Below are 16,648 nucleotides of genomic sequence, written 5' to 3'. Positions count from 1 at the left end.
GGGCTCCCTTACGGGTGAACTGGGCGGGCGGCTAGGCTGGCCACCGTAACTGCACTCGCGGGAGCCCGGACGCACCGGGCTGAGAGGGAGGCTGGCGGCCTCCGACCGTACGAACCTGATCCGGGTCATGCCGGCGAAGGGAGGGGCGGGACGCCCATGCCGTCACATACGTCCGAACGACCCGGTGCTCCGGACGTCCTCGTCGTCGGGGGCGGGATCATCGGCCTGGTCACCGCCTGGCGCGCGGCCGGGCGGGGGCTCACCGCCGCCGTGGTGGACCCCGTTCCCGGCGGCGGGGCCGCGCGGGTCGCGGCCGGGATGCTCGCCGCCGTCACCGAGTTGCACCACGGCGAGGAGGGGCTGCTCGCCCTGAACCTGGCCTCCGTGCGCCGCTATCCCGGTTTCGCCGCCGAGCTGGCCGAGGCCACCGGCCACGACCTCGGCTACCGCCGCTCGGGCACGCTGGCCGTCGCCTTCGACACCGACGACCGCGCCCAGCTCCGCGAGGTGCACGAGCTGCAGCTCCGGTGCGGACTGGACTCCCAGTGGCTGTCCGGGCGGGAGTGCCGCCGGCTGGAACCGATGCTGGCGCCCGGTGTGCGGGGCGGACTGCGGGCCGACGGCGACCACCAGATCGACCCCAGGCGGCTGGCCGCCGCGCTGCTCGCCGCCTGCGAGCGGGCCGGGGTGGCCTTCCACCGCACGTGGGCCGCGCGGCTCGACACCGCCGCGGACCGGGCCACCGGGATCACCACGGCGGACGGGACCTCGCTGGCCGCAGGTCAGGTGGTGCTGGCGGGCGGCAGCCTCAGCGGGCGGCTACCGGGCGTGCCCGAGGCGCTCGTACCGCCGGTGCGCCCGGTGAAGGGACAGGTGCTGCGGCTGACCGTGCCGCCCCGGTACCGGCCGTTCCTCAGCCGTACGGTGCGGGCCGTGGTGCGCGGCGGGCCGGTGTACCTGGTGCCGCGCGAGAACGGCGAGCTGGTGATCGGCGCGACCACCGAGGAGCTGGGGTACGACACCACGGTCACCGCGGGCGGGGTGTACGAGCTGCTGCGCGACGCCCATGAGCTGGTGCCCGGCATCACCGAGCTGCCGCTCACCGAGACCCTGGCCGGCCTGCGCCCCGGTTCCCCCGACAACGCCCCGCTGCTCGGCCCCTCGGGCCTGGCCGGCCTGCTGCTGGCCACCGGGCACCACCGCAACGGCGTGCTGCTCACCCCCGTCACCGGGGACGTCATGGCCGACGTGCTGTGCGGCGCGGGCCTGCCCGAGGTGGCGCGCCCGTTCTCGCCGCGCCGCTTCGCCGCCCCCTCCCCCACCCTGGAGCGCTCCGCATGAACATCCTGGTCAACGGCGAGCGCCGCGAGGTGGCGCCCGGCACCGCCCTGGACGCCGTCGTCCGCGTCCTCACCCCGGCGCCCTCCGGGGTGGCCGCCGCCGTCAACGAGACCGTGGTCCCGCGCACCCGGTGGGCCGAGACCGGCCTCGCCGAGGGCGACCGGGTCGAGGTTCTCACCGCCGTCCAGGGAGGCTGACCATGACCACCGACCCCCTGCTCCTCGGTGATCTGGCCCTGGACTCCCGGCTGATCATGGGCACCGGCGGCGCGCCCAGCCTGGACGTGCTGGAGCGCTCGCTGATCGCGTCCGGCACCGAGCTGACCACGGTGGCCATGCGCCGGGTCGACCCCGGCGCCCACGGCTCGGTGCTCTCGGTGCTGGAGAAGCTCGGCATCCGCGTCCTGCCCAACACCGCGGGCTGCTTCACCGCCGGGGAGGCGGTGCTGACCGCCCGGCTGGCCCGCGAGGCGCTCGGCACCGGTCTGGTGAAGCTGGAGGTGGTGGCCGACGAGCGGACCCTGCTGCCGGACCCGGTGGAGACGCTGGACGCGGCCGAGACGCTGGTCGACGACGGCTTCACCGTGCTGCCGTACACCAACGACGACCCGGTGCTGGCTCGCAGGCTGCAGGACGTGGGGTGCGCGGCCGTGATGCCGCTGGGCTCCCCGATCGGCTCCGGGCTCGGCATCCGCAACCCGCACAACTTCGAGCTGATCGTGGAGCAGTCGCACGTCCCGGTGATCCTGGACGCCGGGGCCGGCACGGCCTCCGACGTGGCGCTGGCGATGGAGCTGGGGTGCGCCGGTGTGATGCTCGCCTCGGCCGTCACCCGCGCGCAGGACCCCGAGACGATGGCCTCCGCCATGCGGTACGCCGTGCACGCCGGGCACCTGGCCCGGCGGGCGGGGCGTATCCCGCGCCGCCATTTCGCGCGGGCGTCCTCCCCTGCCCGGGGGCGCGCGGACCTCGACCCCGAGCGCCCGGCCTTCACCTCGCGAAACGGTCACAGCTCTGCTGCAGCAGCTCACCCGGACGGCGCAGCGGGAGCCGGGCCCGCGCACCCCTCGTAGACTCGCCCGCGTGGATACGACCCTCTCGGACCCCCTCCTCGGCCAGGTGCTCGACGGCCGCTATCGCGTCGAGGCGCGGATCGCCGTCGGCGGGATGGCGACCGTGTACCGGGCCCTGGACATCCGGCTGGACCGGGTCCTGGCGCTCAAGGTGATGCATCCGGCGCTGGCCGCCGACGGCACCTTCGTGGACCGGTTCATCCGCGAGGCCAAGTCGGTCGCCCGGCTGTCCCACCCCAACGTGGTGCAGGTCTTCGACCAGGGCACCGACGGGGGTTACGTCTACCTCGCGATGGAGTACGTCGCCGGGTGCACCCTGCGCGACGTGCTGCGCGAGCGGGGCGCGCTGCGGCCGAGGGCGGCCCTGGACATCGTGGAGCCGGTGCTCGCCGCGCTGGGCGCCGCGCACCGGGCCGGGTTCGTGCACCGGGACATGAAGCCGGAGAACGTGCTGATCGGGGACGACGGCCGGGTCAAGGTCGCCGACTTCGGTCTGGTGCGCGCGGTCGACACGGTCACCAGCACCACCGGCTCGGTCCTCGGCACCGTCTCCTACCTGGCCCCGGAGCAGATCGAGCAGGGCACCGCCGACCCGCGCGTGGACGTGTACGCCTGCGGTGTCGTGCTCTACGAGATGCTGACCGGCGCCAAGCCGCACTCCGGGGACTCCCCCGCCCAGGTCATCTACCAGCACCTGAACGACGACGTGCCCCCGCCCTCGGCGCTCGCGCCGGGCCTGGCTCCGGAGCTGGACGGGCTGGTGGCCGCCGCCACCGCCCGCACCCCGGCCCTGCGCCCCGCGGACGCGGCCGCGCTGCTCGGCGAGGTGCTGCGGGTGCGCGGCACGCTCACCGAGGAGCAGCTCGACGCGCTGCCCCCGCGAGCCCTCTTGGGCGCCCACGACAACGCGGGCGACCGGACGAGTGTGCTGCCGCGCGCCATGACGGCGATCCGGCCGCTCCCGGTGAACGGGGACGGCGACGACGTCCACGACGTCACGAGCGTGCTGCACACGACCGACATCGAGCCCCCGCCCACCACCCGGCACGGAGCCGGACGGTCCCGGCGGCCCCGGCGCGGGCTGGTGACACTGCTGGTCGCGGTGCTGGCGGTCCTCGGCGTCGGCGGCGGCGTCTGGTACATCAACTCGGGCCAGTTCACCAAGGTGCCGCCGGTGCTGTCGCGCACCCAGGACCAGGCCGAGCAGCGGCTGAAGGCGGCCGGGCTGGAGGTGGGCGGCGTGAAGCGCGCCTACAGCGACACGGTGGACCGGGGCACGGTCATCAGCACCGACCCCTCGGCCGGCTCCCGCGTCCGGGGCCACGCCTCGGTGGGCCTCACGGTCTCGCTGGGCCCGCGCACCGTCTCGGTGCCCCGGGTGGCGGGGCAGCCGCTGGAGCGGGCGCGGGAGCGGCTGAAGGCGGCCGGTCTGGAGCCGGGCATGGTCACCCGGGAGTTCAGCGACGAGGTCGGGCGGGGCTCGGTGATCCGTACGACACCGGAGGCGGGCGTCGAGCGGCACGCCGGTTCGGCGATCGCGCTGGTCGTCAGCAAGGGCGCCCCCGTCGACATCCCGGACGTCAAAGGCGAGGACGCGGAGAGCGCGCGCCAGGACCTGACCGACGTCGGTCTCAAGGTGAGGATCGCCCCCGAGCGGGTCCACTCCGACTACGACAAGGGCCAGGTCGCCTCCCAGTCGCCGGAGCCGGGCGCCCGGGGCGCCGAGGGCGACACGGTGACGCTGACGCTGTCCAAGGGCCCGGAGATGGTGAAGGTGCCGGACGTGGTCGGGTCGAACGTGGACGACGCCCACCGGAAGCTGGAGGCGGCCGGGTTCGAGGTGCACGAGGACCGCGGGCTGCTGGGGCTGTTCGGCGACACCGTGAAGAAGCAGTCGGTGGCGGGCGGCGACGAGGCGCCCAAGGGCTCGGAGGTCACGATCACCATCCGGTGACCGGTCTCACCGCGGCCGCCGGTCCGGGCGCGCGGGACGGCGTGACACCCTGAACGGGTGACACTCCAGCCGTCCCCCGCAGCGCCCCTGACCGTCCCCGGTGCCCTCCGCAACCCCGTCGGCGCCCATGTGCCGGTGGCCGGCGGGCTGCACGCGACGGGACTTGCCTACGCCCGTGAGCTGAAGGCGGAGACCGTGCAGGTCTTCGTGGCCAACCCGCGCGGCTGGGCCACCCCGGCCGGCAACCCGGCGCAGGACGAGGCGTTCCGGGCGGCCTGCGCGGCGGAGTCGGTGCCGGCGTACGTGCACGCGCCCTATCTGATCAACTTCGGCTCGCACACCGAGGCCACGGTGGAGCGGTCGGTGGAGTCGCTGCGGCACTCCCTGCGGCGCGGGCGGGACATCGGCGCGCTCGGCGTGGTGGTGCACACCGGCAGCGCGACCGGCGGCCGTCCGCGCGAGGTGGCGCTGAAGCAGGTGCGCGAGCATCTGCTGCCGCTGCTGGACGAGCTGACCCACGACGACGACCCGTTCCTGCTGCTGGAGTCGACGGCGGGGCAGGGTTCCTCGCTGTGCTCGCGGACCTGGGACTTCGGCCCGTACTTCGCGGCGCTGGACGCCCACCCGAAGCTCGGGGTCTGCCTCGACACCTGTCACATCTACGCGGCCGGGCACGACCTGACCGGCCCGGACGGGATGCGGCAGACCCTGGATCTGCTGGTGGAGACCGTGGGCGAGGGGCGGCTGAAGCTGATCCACGCCAACGACTCCAAGGATGTGGCCGGCGCACACAAGGACCGCCACGAGAACATTGGCTCCGGACACATCGGGGAGGAGCCGTTCCGCGCCCTGATGGCTCACCCGGCCACGGCGGGCGTCCCGCTGGTCATCGAGACCCCCGGCGGCAAGGAGGGCCACGCGGCGGACGTGGCCCGGCTGAAGCGCCTCCGGGACGACTAGAGCTACAGCTCCGGGCCGTCGCCCGGCTCCTCCTGGTAGGAGTAGCGCTGTTCCTTCCAGGGGTCGCCCACGTTGTGGTACCCGCGCTGCTCCCAGAAGCCCCGGCGGTCGGCGGTCATGTACTCCACGCCCCGGACCCACTTGGGGCCCTTCCAGGCGTACAGGTGCGGGACGACCAGGCGGGCCGGGAAGCCGTGTTCGGCGGTGAGGAGTTCGCCGTCCTTGTGGATGGCGAAGATGGCGCGCTCGTCGGCGAAGTCGGCCAGCCGGAGGTTGGCGCTGAAGCCGTACTCGGCCCACACCATCACATGGGTGACGTCGGGCGCGGGCGGGGCCAGGTCGAGGATCGCGCGGGCGGGCACGCCGCCCCATTCGGCGCCGAGCATGCTGAACTTCGTCACGCAGTGCAGGTCGGCCACGACGGTGGCGTACGGCAGGGCGGTGAACTCCTCGTGGGTCCAGGACCGCTTCTCGCCGTCGGCGGTGGCGCCGAAGACCCGGAAGTCCCAGCGCTCGGGGCGGAACTTGGGCACGGGACCGTAGTGCGTGACCGGCCAGCCGCGCTGGAGCCGCTGCCCCGGCGGAAGATCTGCCGCTGCCCCCGTCCCAGACGCGCGTTCCACCGGATGACCCATGTCTCCATCCTGACAGACCCGGCGGGGTGCATCGGACCAGCACAGGTACATTTCCGGCATTACCCACTAAGTGTGCGCTTACTGGACGGCTCCGGGCCCCGATGGAATCATGCGGCAGGATCTGCCAGGAATGTCCGGAAGGAGCCCATCCCGATGTCAGGCGACCCCGAGGTCATCGAGCTGCTCAACGAACAGCTCACCGCCGAGCTGACCGCGATCAACCAGTACTTCCTGCACGCCAAGCTCCAGGACCACAAGGGGTGGACGAAGCTCGCCCGGTACACCAGGGCCGAGTCCTTCGACGAGATGCGGCACGCGGAGTCCCTGACCGACCGCATCCTGATGCTGGACGGCCTGCCCAACTACCAGCGGCTCTTCCACGTCTCGGTCGGCCAGACGGTGACCGAGATGTTCCGGGCGGACCGGCAGATCGAGGTCGAGGCCATCGACCGGCTGCGCCGGGGCGTGGAGATCATGCGCGCCAAGGGTGACATCACCTCGGCCAACGTCTTCGAGGCGATCCTCGCCGACGAGGAGCTGCACATCGACTACCTGGAGACCCAGCTCGACCTGATCGAGAAGCTGGGCGAGTCTCTCTACCTGTCCACGGTGATCGAGCAGGTCCAGCCGGACACCGAGGGCTGAGCCGACCCCTCAGGCCGCGTCACCGAGGCGGCGTACGGGTGCCTCGGCGGCGGTGACGAGCACCGGCGGGCGCTGGGTGATCTGCTCGCGGCGCGGGCAGGCGCCCCGGCCCAGAAGGGCCTGGATGCGGCGGACACAGCCACCGCAGTCGGTGCCGGCCTTGCAGGCGGAGGCGATCTGGCGCGGGGTGCAGGCGCCGTCCGCGGCGTGCTGCTTGACCTGCTGCTCGGTGACGCCGAAGCAACTGCAGACGAACATCAGGTTCACCTCCCGACGGGACCGCCGATCGCTGCCGTCGCCGGATTTCGGTGAGGCAAACCTAACCTAACCCAGGGGCCGGGGACCGGGGAAGCGCGAGGGCGCGGATCTCGTGTGATCCGCGCCCCACTTCACGCTTCGCGCCGTCCGCCGGTCACTGGTCCCGGTACATCTCCGCGACCAGGAAGGCGAGGTCCAGCGACTGACTGCGGTTGAGCCGGGGGTCGCAGGCCGTCTCGTAGCGCTGGTGCAGGTCGTCGACGAAGATCTCGTCGCCGCCGCCCACGCACTCGGTGACGTCGTCACCGGTCAGCTCCACGTGGATGCCGCCGGGGTGGGTGCCCAGGCCCTTGTGGACCTCGAAGAAGCCCTTGACCTCGTCCAGCACGTCGTCGAAGCGGCGGGTCTTGTGCCCCGAGGCCGCCTCGAAGGTGTTGCCGTGCATGGGGTCGGTCACCCAGGCCACCGTGGCGCCGGACGCCGTGACCTTCTCCACCAGCTCGGGCAGCCGGTCCCGGATCTTGTCGGCGCCCATGCGGACGATGAACGTCAGCCGGCCCGGCTCCCGGTCGGGGTCGAGACGGTCGATGTAGCGCAGCGCGTCCTCGGCCGTGGTGGTCGGGCCCAGCTTGATGCCGATCGGGTTGCGGATCTTGGACGCGAACTCGATGTGCGCGCCGTCCATCTGCCGGGTGCGCTCACCGATCCACACCATGTGCCCGGAGACGTCGTACAGCTTGCCGGTGCGGGAGTCGACGCGGGTCAGCGCCGACTCGTAGTCCAGCAGCAGCGCCTCGTGCGAGGAGTAGAACTCGACGGTCTTGAACTCCTCCGGCTCCGCGCCGCAGGCCCGCATGAAGTTCAGCGCCTGGTCGATCTCACGGGCGAGCTGCTCGTAACGCTGGCCCGACGGCGAGGACTTCACGAAGTCCTGGTTCCAGGCGTGCACCTGGCGCAGGTCGGCGTAGCCGCCCGTGGTGAAGGCCCGGACCAGGTTCAGCGTGGAGGCGGAGGCGTGGTACATCCGCTTCAGCCGCTCGGGGTCCGGGTAGCGGCTCTTCTCGGTGAAGTCGAAGCCGTTGACGGAGTCGCCCCGGTACACCGGCAGGGTCACGCCGTCACGGGTCTCGGTGGGCTTGGAGCGCGGCTTGGAGTACTGGCCCGCGATCCGGCCGACCTTGACCACGGGGACGGACGCGGCGTACGTCAGCACGGCGCCCATCTGGAGGATCGTCTTGACCTTGGCCCGGATGTGCTCGGCGCCCACCGCGTCGAAGGACTCGGCGCAGTCGCCGCCCTGGAGCAGGAACGCCTCGCCCTTGGCGACGGACGCCAGGCGGGCGCGCAGCTGGTCGCACTCGCCCGCGAAGACGAGGGGCGGATAGGTCGACAGCTCCGCGATCACTTCGCGCAGAGCCTCGGTATCGGGGTATTCGGGCTGCTGCGCCGCGGGCAGGTCTCGCCAGGTCGCCTCGGCGGCCACGGCTCGGGAATCAGCGTTCACGGTCACCCTCCCCACATTACGGGGTCACGACCGGTGCTCCCGGCCCCGCCCGAAAGGTGAGACGCGGTGACTGGTCCGTGGACGCCCTGCCCCGCGCCGGGCGGGGCCGATGCGGTAGGGTCGGCGCCATGTTCGCGCAGCAGATCCAGAACTGGTGGTGGACCGCTCTTCCGGCGGCCCACTGATTCGCGCGCACTACCGAGACTTACGCGAAGGCCGCCCGAGGGGCGGCCTTCGGTGTTTCCCGGGGTCCGTTCCACGAACGGCGTCCGTCGTCCCGCTTCCCGGACCGCCCGACGCACGCAAGAGGAACCCCCGTGAACCAGCCCGACCTGGCCCGTCTCGCCGACGGCGACCGCCCCTTCGCCCTGCTGCACCGCCGCACACCCGGCCGCGGCACCTCCTCGGTGGAGGTGCTGATCGGCCCGGTCACCGCCCACGAGGAGCTGGCCGAGCTGCCCGACGAGGGTCTGGCGCTGATCCCGTTCCGGCAGATCCGTGAGCGCGGCTTCGACGTACGCGACGACGGCACCCCGCTGCTGGTGCTCCACCCCGAGGAGTCCTACGAGGTCCCGCTCGCCACCGCGCTGGAGACCCTGCCCGCCCACCCGGTGCGGGTGGAGGACGGCGGGTTCGACGTGCCGGATGAGGAGTACGGGGAGATCGTCGGCCGGGTGCTGCGCGAGGAGATCGGGCGGGGCGAGGGCGCCAACTTCGTGATCCGGCGGACCTATCGGGGCGAGATTCCCGGCTTCTCGCGGGCCGACGCGCTGGCGCTGTTCCGGCGGCTGCTGGCGGGCGAGCGGGGCGCGTACTGGACGTTCGTGGTGCACACCGGAGACCGCGCGCTGGTCGGGGCGAGTCCCGAGGTCCATGTGCGGATGTCCGGCGGCACGGTGGTGATGAACCCGATCAGCGGGACGTACCGCTACCCCGCCGAGGGCCCGACCCCGGAGCACCTGCTGGAGTTCCTCGCCGACGCCAAGGAGACCGAGGAGCTGTCCATGGTGGTCGACGAGGAGCTGAAGATGATGTGCACCGTCGGCGACCGGGGCGGGGTGGTGATCGGGCCCCGCCTGAAGGAGATGGCCCACCTCGCGCACACCGAGTACGAGCTGCGCGGCCAGACCTCGCTGGACGTCCGGGACGTGCTGCGCGAGACCATGTTCGCCGCGACCGTCACCGGCTCGCCGGTGCAGAACGCCTGCCGGGTGATCGAGCGGTACGAGCCCACCGGGCGCGGCTACTACGCGGGTGCGCTGGCCCTGCTCGGCCGGGACGCCGGGGGCGCCCGCACCCTGGACTCCCCCATCCTGATCCGTACCGCCGACATCGCCGCCGACGGCCGGCTGAGCGTGCCGGTCGGCGCGACCCTGGTGCGGGGCTCGGACCCGGCGGGCGAGGTGGCCGAGACCCACGCGAAGGCGGCGGGGGTGCTGGCCGCGCTCGGGGTACGGCCCGCCCGGCCGCGCACCGGGCGGGAGCGGCCCGGGCTGGCGGACGACCCGCGGGTGCGGGCCGCGCTGGACGGTCGCCGCTCGGCGCTGGCTCCGTTCTGGCTGCGGATGCGCGAGCCGGCCGCCCCGCTGGGCGCGCACGCGCTGGTGGTCGACGGCGAGGACACCTTCACCGCGATGCTGGCCCACGTCCTGCGCTCGGGCGGCCTGGCGGTGACCGTACGGCGCTTCGACGAACCGGGGCTGGCCGAGGCGGTGCGGGCGCACGAGGGCCCGGTGGTGCTGGGGCCCGGCCCCGGTGACCCCTCGGACGCGGCCGACCCGAAGATGCGGCGGCTGCGCGAGCTGACGGCCACCGTGCTGCGCGAGCACCGGCACGGGGTGCTCGGGGTGTGCCTGGGGCACGAGCTGATCGCGGCGGAGCTGGGGCTCGACATCGTCCGCAAGCGGGTGCCGTACCAGGGGGCGCAGACGGTGATCGACCTGTTCGGGCGGCCGGAGACGGTCGGTTTCTACAACAGCTTCACGGCCCGCTGCGACGACGAGGCCGCGCGGGAACTCGCCGCGCACGGCGTGGAGGTGAGCCGCGCCCCGGACGGCGAGGTGCACGCGCTGCGCTCCGGCCGCTTCGCCTCGGTGCAGTTCCACCCGGAGTCGGTGCTGACCGTCAACGGTGCCGATCTGGTGCGGGAGTTGGTCTCCGGACTGCTGACGGCGCGCACCGGCTCGTAGCGGGTCAGCCGAAGAACACCCCGGCCTCCGCGTACAGCTCCGGGTCGACCGTCTTCAGCCGGGCGGTCGCCTCGGAGATCGGGATGCGCACGATGCGGGTGCCCTGGAGGGCGACCATCTTGCCGAAGTCGCCGTCGCGGACGCAGTCGATGGCGTGCAGCCCGAAGCGGGTGGCGAGCCAGCGGTCGAAGGCGCTCGGGGTGCCGCCGCGCTGGACGTGCCCGAGCACGGTGGTGCGGGCCTCCTTGCCGGTGCGCCGCTCGATCTGCTTGGCCAGCCACTCCCCCACCCCGGACAGCCGGACGTGCCCGAAGGAGTCGTGCGACTCGTCCTTGAGCACCATCTCGCCCTCCCTCGGCATCGCCCCCTCGGCGACGACCACGATCGGGGCGTACGCCGCCTCGAAGCGGGAGGTGATCCAGCCGCACACCTCGTCCAGGTCGAAGCGGTGCTCGGGGATGAGGATGACGTTGGCGCCGCCGGCGAGCCCGGAGTGCAGCGCGATCCAGCCCGCGTGCCGGCCCATCACCTCGCAGACCAGCACCCGCATGTGGGACTCGGCGGTGGTGTGCAGCCGGTCGATGGCCTCGGTGGCGATGTTGACGGCGGTGTCGAAGCCGAAGGTGTAGTCGGTGCCGGAGAGGTCGTTGTCGATGGTCTTGGGCACGCCCACACAGGGCACGCCGTGCTCCTCGTACAGGGTGGCGGCGACGCCGAGGGTGTCCTCGCCGCCGATGGCGATCAGCGCGTCGATGCCCTGCTCGGCGAGGTTCTCCCGGACCCGGCGCACCCCGTCCTCGGCCTGGAGGGGGTTGGTGCGCGAGGAGCCGAGGATGGTGCCGCCGCGCGGGAGGATGCCCCGCACGGCGGGGATGTCGAGGGGGGAGGTCCGGCCTTCGAGGGGGCCGCGCCAGCCGTCCCGGAAGCCGGTGAAGTCGTAGCCGTACTCCTGGACGCCCTTGCGGACCATGGCCCGGATGACGGCGTTCAGGCCAGGGCAGTCGCCGCCCCCGGTCAGCACTCCCACGCGCATGGTCCGTCCCTTCGCCGCGATGACCGACTCAGCCACGGTAATGGTGATACAGGTCACACAACGAGGTGGGAAGGGCGAAACCGGTGAATCAGTCGTCGTCCAGGCCCCGCTCGATCGCGTAGCGCACCAGTTCCACCCGGTTGTGCAGCTGGAGCTTGCCCAGGGTGTTCTGGACGTGGTTCTGGACCGTGCGGTGCGAGATGACCAGGCGTTCCGCGATCTGCTTGTAGCTCAGGCCCTTGGCGACCAGGCGCAGCACCTCGGTCTCCCGCTCGGTGAGCCGGGGCGCGCCCGGCGCTCCCGCCTCCGGCGCCGGCGCGGGCTCGGCGGCCAGCCGCCGGTACTCGCCGAGGACCAGTCCGGCGAGGCCGGGGGTGAACACCGGGTCGCCGACGGCGGTACGGCGCACCGCGTCCAGCAGTTCGCCGGTGGACGCCGACTTCAGCAGATAGCCGGTGGCGCCCGACTTCACGGCCTCCAGCACGTCGGCGTGCTCGCCGCTGGCGGAGAGCACCAGGACGCGCAGGGCCGGGTTGTGGGCGATGAGTTCCTTGCAGACCTGCACACCGGGCTTGGCGGGCAGGTTGAGGTCGAGCACCAGCACGTCGGGGGCGGCGGCCTTGGCGCGGCGCACCGCCTGCTCGCCGTCGCCCGCGGTGGCGACGACACGCAGCCCCGACTCGGTCAGGTCGCGGGCGACCGCGTCGCGCCACATGGGGTGGTCGTCGACCACCATCACCTTGATCGGGTCCTGCTCGGTCATCGCCGTTCCGCCTTCCCCCGCGCCGCCTCGGCGCTCTTCGGTACCGTCAACTCGACCTCGGTGCCCTGGCCGGGCACGGAGATCACCTCGGCGCTGCCGCCGAGGTCGCGCAGCCGTCCCCGGATCGACTGGGCCACCCCGAGCCGTCCCTCGCCCTCGGCGAGCGACAGCCGGCCCTCGGGGATGCCGGGGCCGTCGTCGCGGACGGTGACGACGATCTCGCCGGGCTCGTCCTCGACCAGAATCCAGGCGCGGGCCTCCTCGCCCGCGTGCCGCCGCACGTTGTCCAGCGCGGCCCCGACGGCGGCCGCCAGCTCTCGCGCCGCCGCCGCCTCCAGCATGACCGGCGCTCCCGGTTCGGCGAGGCTCACGCGGGACCCGGCGTACGGGGCGAGCAGGGAGCGCAGGTCGAGGGGGCCGGTGGCCGCGGGCGCCGGGCCGTCAGGGGTGCGGCCGGCGGGGAGCAGGCCGCCGGAGACCAGGGTGCGCAGGGCGATCTCCTGCTCCCCGGCGAGCCGGCCCAGCTCGGCCGCCTCGCCGCCGATGACCGCGCCGCGCCGCTGCACCATGGCCAGCACCTGGAGCACGCTGTCGTGGATGTCGCGGGCCAGGCGCTCCCGCTCGCGGGTGGCGGCCTCGATCTCCAGGGCGCGGGCGAGGGTGCGCTCGGAGGCGCGGGCCACCTCGACCACGTAGCCGATGGCGATGGCGGCGACCCAGACCAGGATCACGTTGTGCACGGTGTCCCGCGCCGGGGCGCCCCGCTCGACCAGGTTGGCCACGGCGACCGCCGTGGAGGCGCCGGCCGCCCAGCGCCAGCCGCCCTTGAGGGCGAAGGCCAGCACCGCGCCCGCCGTCCATATCGACGGCAGGGTGGAACCGCCGTCCGCGATGCGGTGCGGGTCGTCGGCGAGCGGGGTGAGCAGGATGCCGAGGACCGCCACGGCGAGGTCGGCCGCGAGGAACCGCCGGGTGCAGCGGGCCGCGCCGGTCACCCGGGTCACGGTGGCGAGCGTCCAGACGACGAGCAGCGCGTAGTAGGCGAGGGCCAGCCAGGGGCGGACGAAGTGGGTGTAGGCGGTGGCGCCCAGACCGATCGCGTACAGCATGGTCAGGACGCGGTAGCCGGTGAGCGCGCGCCACAGCGGCAGCTCGACCGACATCCGCATGACCCGTTCGCCCCTGGCCATGGCGCCCCCGCCTCCCCCGAGCCGGGACGCTAGGCCCCGGTCTTCTCCGCCTTCTCCGCCTTGCCGGCTTCCTTCGCCGCCTTCGCCGCCTCCGCGATCTGCCGCTTGGCGGCGGTCGCGTAGATGTCGACGTACTCCTGGCCGGAGAGCTTCATGATCTCGTACATGACCTCGTCCGTCACCGCCCGCAGCACGAACCGGTCGTGGTCCATGCCGTGGTAGCGGCTGAAGTCCAGCGGCTTGCCGATCCGGATGCCGGGCCGCATCAGCTTCGGCATCACCTTGCCGGGCGGCTGGATCTTCTCGGTGTCGATCATCGCCACCGGGATCACCGGCGCGCCGGTGGCCAGCGCCACGCGGGCGAGCCCGCCGGGCTTGCCCCGGTAGAGGCGGCCGTCGGGCGAGCGGGTGCCCTCGGGGTAGATACCGAACAGCTCACCGCGCTCCAGCACCTCTATGCCGCTCTTGATCGCGGCCTCGCCCGCACCGCGCGCGCCGGAGCGGTCGACGGGGAGCTGCCCGACACCCTTGAAGAAGGCGGCCGTCAGCCGCCCCTTGAGTCCGGGGGTGGTGAAGTACTCGGCCTTGGCGATGAAGGTGACCTTGCGGTCCAGCATCGTGGGCAGGAAGAACGAGTCGGAGAAGGACAGGTGATTGCTCGCCAGAATGGCGGCCCCCGTGGCCGGGATGTTCTCCAGCCCCTCGACCCAGGGTCTGAAGGCGACCTTCAGCGGCCCTCCGATGGCAACCTTCATCGTGCCGTACAACACCCACGTGCCTCCCGATTCCGTCGCACAGACCTTAACCCGGACCGCCGCCGATGACGCCGACGACCCTGGTCGGTGGCGACGCGGTCGCGTACGGTGAAGCACATCCACCCGTACCGCACTCCCCAGAGATCCACATACCGGAACAGGAGCCCCAAAGGTGCCGGTCCTTCCCGGAGCCGAGCCGTACCGCCACGACGGCGGGGAGGTGGGGGTTCTCCTCTGCCACGGTTTCACCGGCTCGCCCCAGTCGCTGCGCCCCTGGGCGGAGCACCTCGCCGCGCACGGCCTGTCGGTGTCGCTGCCCCTGCTGCCCGGTCACGGCACCCGCTGGGAGGACCTGCGGGCCACCGGCTGGGAGGACTGGTACGCGCACGTCGACCGTGAGCTGTTCCAGCTCTCCGAGCGCTGCGAGCGGGTGTTCGTCGCGGGGCTGTCCATGGGCGGCGCGCTGGCGCTGCGGCTGGCCGCCAAGCACGGTGAGCGCGTCGCCGGAGTGGTCGTCGTCAACCCGGCGAACCGGGTGCACGGACTCGCCGCCCACGCCCTGCCCGTGGTCCGCCACCTGGTGCCCTCCACCAAGGGCATCGCCAGCGACATCGCCAAGGGCGCCACCACCGAGCTGGGCTACGACCGGGTCCCGCTGCACGCGGCCCACTCCCTGCGCCGCTTCCTGCGCATGCTGGACGGTGAGCTGCCGCAGGTCATGCAGCCGTTGCTGCTGCTGCGCAGCGCGGTGGACCACGTGGTCCCGGCGGCCGACTCGGCGCGGGTGCTGAGCCGGGTGTCCTCCACGGACGTGACGGAGAGCGTGCTGGAACAGAGCTACCACGTGGCGACGTTGGACCATGACGCGGACCGGATCGCCGAGGAGAGCCTCGCCTTCGTCGACCGGCTCGCTCCCCGTGTCGGCGAAGAAGGGACGGCCCCCGTTGGCTGAGCACGACTCCGACCGCGAGGGCCGCGAGCCGGACGAGCACGGCAGGCCCCTGGACGAGGACGCCGCCTGGCGTGCCATCGTCGCGGGGTACGGCGACGAGCCGCCGGACCCGCCCGGCTCGAAGCCCTTCCGCTCCATCGAGGACCTGGCGCTGCTGGAGAAGGACCCGGAACCCGGGTCGGAGTCCGGGCCGGGACCAGGACCGGACTCCGCCGACGACAAGCCCGCGCCGGTACGGCCGCTGGGCAGCTCGGTCGTCTTCGCGCCCGGTGTCGGTCCGCGCGACCACACCCCGGCCGAGCCCTCGGACGACGCCGCCGGGGGCGTCGGTGACGACGATGACGAGGGTCACTTCGTACCGCCCGAGCCGCCCCCGCTGCCCGACGCGGACACCACCGCCAAGTTCGCCTGGCTCGGGGTGGTCGGGGGTCCGGTTCTGCTGCTGCTCGCCGTGCTGTTGGGCTGGGAGATGACCTGGTGGCTGACGACGCTCGCCATCGGCGGCTTCCTCGGCGGGTTCGTCACCCTGGTGACGCGGATGCGTACGGACGACGACGACGGCGACGACCCCGGCCGGGGGGCCGTCGTCTGAGCCTCGCTAGACGCCCGCCGGGATTCTGAGGGCGGCCAGGACCGGGAGGTGGTCCGTGGCCGCCCTCAGGTCGCTTCCGGTGACGCCGGGGAGGCCGGCGGGGACGGTGCAGGCGAGGACCTCGATGCCGCGGGTGGCGAGGACGGCGTCGATGCGGCGGGCGGGGGCCGCGGCGGGGAAGGTGTCCGTCCCGCCCCGGGGGGCTACGGTCGCGGCGTCCTGGAGGGCTTCGGCGAGCAGGGTGAAGGCCGGGCCGGCGGGGCCCTCGTTGATGTCGCCGCCCACCACCGCGTGGTCCACGCCCAGTGCGCCGAGGCGGTCCAGGAGCAGGCCGCTCTGCGTCCGGCGTTCGGCCTGCTGGAGACCGAGGTGGCAGCAGACGAGTCCCACGCGGGCCTTGCCGAAGCGGACGACCGCGGTGGCGAGACCCCTGCGGTGCTGGCCGGGGGTGAGCGGCAGCAGGATGTCCCCGGTGCTCTCGACCGTGGCCCGCAGGGAGCAGAGGATCGCCGGGCCGGCGGCGGGGGCGCCGCCGGTGAGGTAGACGAGGCCGGTGGCCTTGGCGAGGCGGGCCAGCTTCTTGCGCCAGCGGAAGAAGCGGGGGGCTTCCTGGAGGAGGAGTACGTCGGGGGCGCACGCGTTGATGACTCGTGCGAGGGCCTCGGTGTCGTCCCGCAGCGAGCGGACGTTGTAGCTGAGGACCCTGATGACCGCGGAACCGTCGGACTCCGTCTGGGAGTTGGGGAACGGGGTTGGCATGTGATCAACCTACGCGGGGCGGGCGGGGGCGCCCAATGACTCGGGG

At 73.1% G+C, this 16,648-nt stretch carries 16 protein-coding genes, 1 pseudogene and 1 riboswitch; of the genes and pseudogenes, 9 read left to right on the top strand and 8 right to left on the bottom strand.

The genetic code is table 11. The features are described from left to right. Positions 1 to 47 precede the first annotated feature (47 nt). A riboswitch (TPP riboswitch) is annotated at positions 48 to 160 on the top strand. From thiO to EV284_RS15565, 5 genes and pseudogenes are all read left to right on the top strand, one after another. After that, positions 157 to 1,341 carry a glycine oxidase ThiO gene (gene thiO, locus EV284_RS15585; protein WP_130334341.1) on the top strand — a complete coding sequence of 395 codons (1,185 nt, stop codon included), beginning with the start codon at positions 157 to 159 and terminating at the stop codon, positions 1,339 to 1,341. Its footprint overlaps the riboswitch before it by 4 nt. Beyond that, complete coding sequence (gene thiS / locus EV284_RS15580) at positions 1,338 to 1,538, top strand: sulfur carrier protein ThiS (protein ID WP_130334339.1); 201 nt, start codon at positions 1,338 to 1,340, stop codon at positions 1,536 to 1,538. The genes thiO and thiS overlap by 4 nt, the downstream gene beginning before the upstream one ends. Positions 1,539 to 1,540: 2 nt before the next feature. After that, positions 1,541 to 2,332: pseudogene (locus EV284_RS15575) on the top strand (thiazole synthase); the annotation flags it as partial. A gap of 91 nt (positions 2,333 to 2,423) precedes the next feature. Beyond that, positions 2,424 to 4,367 carry a Stk1 family PASTA domain-containing Ser/Thr kinase gene (gene pknB, locus EV284_RS15570; protein WP_130334335.1) on the top strand — a complete coding sequence of 648 codons (1,944 nt, stop codon included), beginning with the start codon at positions 2,424 to 2,426 and terminating at the stop codon, positions 4,365 to 4,367. Positions 4,368 to 4,424: 57 nt separating this feature from the next. Next, positions 4,425 to 5,327, top strand: coding sequence for a deoxyribonuclease IV (locus tag EV284_RS15565; RefSeq protein ID WP_130334333.1), 903 nt, complete (start codon positions 4,425 to 4,427; stop codon positions 5,325 to 5,327). A 2-nt stretch (positions 5,328 to 5,329) separates the two neighbouring features. On the opposite strand, the gene EV284_RS15560 is transcribed toward EV284_RS15565, so the two are convergent. After that, positions 5,330 to 5,962, bottom strand: coding sequence for a sulfite oxidase-like oxidoreductase (locus tag EV284_RS15560; protein ID WP_130334331.1), 633 nt, complete (start codon positions 5,960 to 5,962; stop codon positions 5,330 to 5,332). Positions 5,963 to 6,115: 153 nt separating this feature from the next. On the opposite strand from EV284_RS15560, the gene bfr reads away from it, so the two are divergent. Beyond that, complete coding sequence (bfr, locus tag EV284_RS15555) at positions 6,116 to 6,607, top strand: bacterioferritin (protein WP_086691717.1); 492 nt, start codon at positions 6,116 to 6,118, stop codon at positions 6,605 to 6,607. 9 nt (positions 6,608 to 6,616) lie between these two features. On the opposite strand, the gene EV284_RS15550 is transcribed toward bfr, so the two are convergent. Next, complete coding sequence (locus EV284_RS15550; RefSeq protein WP_130334329.1) at positions 6,617 to 6,865, bottom strand: (2Fe-2S)-binding protein; 249 nt, start codon at positions 6,863 to 6,865, stop codon at positions 6,617 to 6,619. Between the two features lie 154 nt (positions 6,866 to 7,019). After that, the gene (locus EV284_RS15545; RefSeq protein WP_161190453.1) at positions 7,020 to 8,369 is read right to left on the bottom strand and encodes a 3-deoxy-7-phosphoheptulonate synthase class II; all 1,350 of its coding nucleotides are present in this window, start codon (positions 8,367 to 8,369) and stop codon (positions 7,020 to 7,022) included. 317 nt (positions 8,370 to 8,686) lie between these two features. Between EV284_RS15545 and EV284_RS15535 the strand changes: the two genes are divergently transcribed. Next, the gene (locus tag EV284_RS15535; RefSeq protein WP_207229042.1) at positions 8,687 to 10,558 is read left to right on the top strand and encodes an anthranilate synthase family protein; all 1,872 of its coding nucleotides are present in this window, start codon (positions 8,687 to 8,689) and stop codon (positions 10,556 to 10,558) included. A gap of 4 nt (positions 10,559 to 10,562) precedes the next feature. Here the strand turns inward: EV284_RS15535 and EV284_RS15530 are convergent, their stop codons facing one another. From EV284_RS15530 to EV284_RS15515, 4 genes are all read right to left on the bottom strand, one after another. Next, positions 10,563 to 11,591, bottom strand: a complete 1,029-nt coding sequence (locus EV284_RS15530) for a 6-phosphofructokinase (protein WP_130334770.1) — start codon at positions 11,589 to 11,591, stop codon at positions 10,563 to 10,565. A gap of 88 nt (positions 11,592 to 11,679) precedes the next feature. Next, entirely contained in the window at positions 11,680 to 12,354 is a 675-nt protein-coding gene (locus EV284_RS15525) for a response regulator transcription factor (protein WP_130334325.1), read from the bottom strand. After that, entirely contained in the window at positions 12,351 to 13,544 is a 1,194-nt protein-coding gene (locus tag EV284_RS15520) for a DUF5931 domain-containing protein (protein WP_130334323.1), read from the bottom strand. The genes EV284_RS15525 and EV284_RS15520 overlap by 4 nt, the downstream gene beginning before the upstream one ends. Before the next feature lie 29 nt (positions 13,545 to 13,573). Further along, entirely contained in the window at positions 13,574 to 14,311 is a 738-nt protein-coding gene (locus EV284_RS15515) for a lysophospholipid acyltransferase family protein (protein ID WP_130334768.1), read from the bottom strand. Between the two features lie 160 nt (positions 14,312 to 14,471). Between EV284_RS15515 and EV284_RS15510 the strand changes: the two genes are divergently transcribed. Beyond that, positions 14,472 to 15,251, top strand: a complete 780-nt coding sequence (locus EV284_RS15510) for an alpha/beta fold hydrolase (RefSeq protein WP_130334321.1) — start codon at positions 14,472 to 14,474, stop codon at positions 15,249 to 15,251. Next, entirely contained in the window at positions 15,244 to 15,843 is a 600-nt protein-coding gene (locus EV284_RS15505) for a hypothetical protein (protein ID WP_130334319.1), read from the top strand. Before EV284_RS15510 ends, EV284_RS15505 begins: the two co-directional genes overlap by 8 nt. A gap of 6 nt (positions 15,844 to 15,849) precedes the next feature. On the opposite strand, the gene EV284_RS15500 is transcribed toward EV284_RS15505, so the two are convergent. Further along, positions 15,850 to 16,602 carry an endonuclease/exonuclease/phosphatase family protein gene (locus EV284_RS15500; RefSeq protein WP_130334317.1) on the bottom strand — a complete coding sequence of 251 codons (753 nt, stop codon included), beginning with the start codon at positions 16,600 to 16,602 and terminating at the stop codon, positions 15,850 to 15,852. Between the last annotated feature and the right edge of the window lie 46 nt (positions 16,603 to 16,648).

It is taken from the genome of Streptomyces sp. BK022 (assembly GCF_004217355.1).
Lineage (GTDB): Bacteria > Actinomycetota > Actinomycetes > Streptomycetales > Streptomycetaceae > Streptomyces > Streptomyces griseoluteus.
Note: the sequence above shows the minus strand (reverse complement) of the source record. Positions and strands in the feature narration are given on the sequence as shown.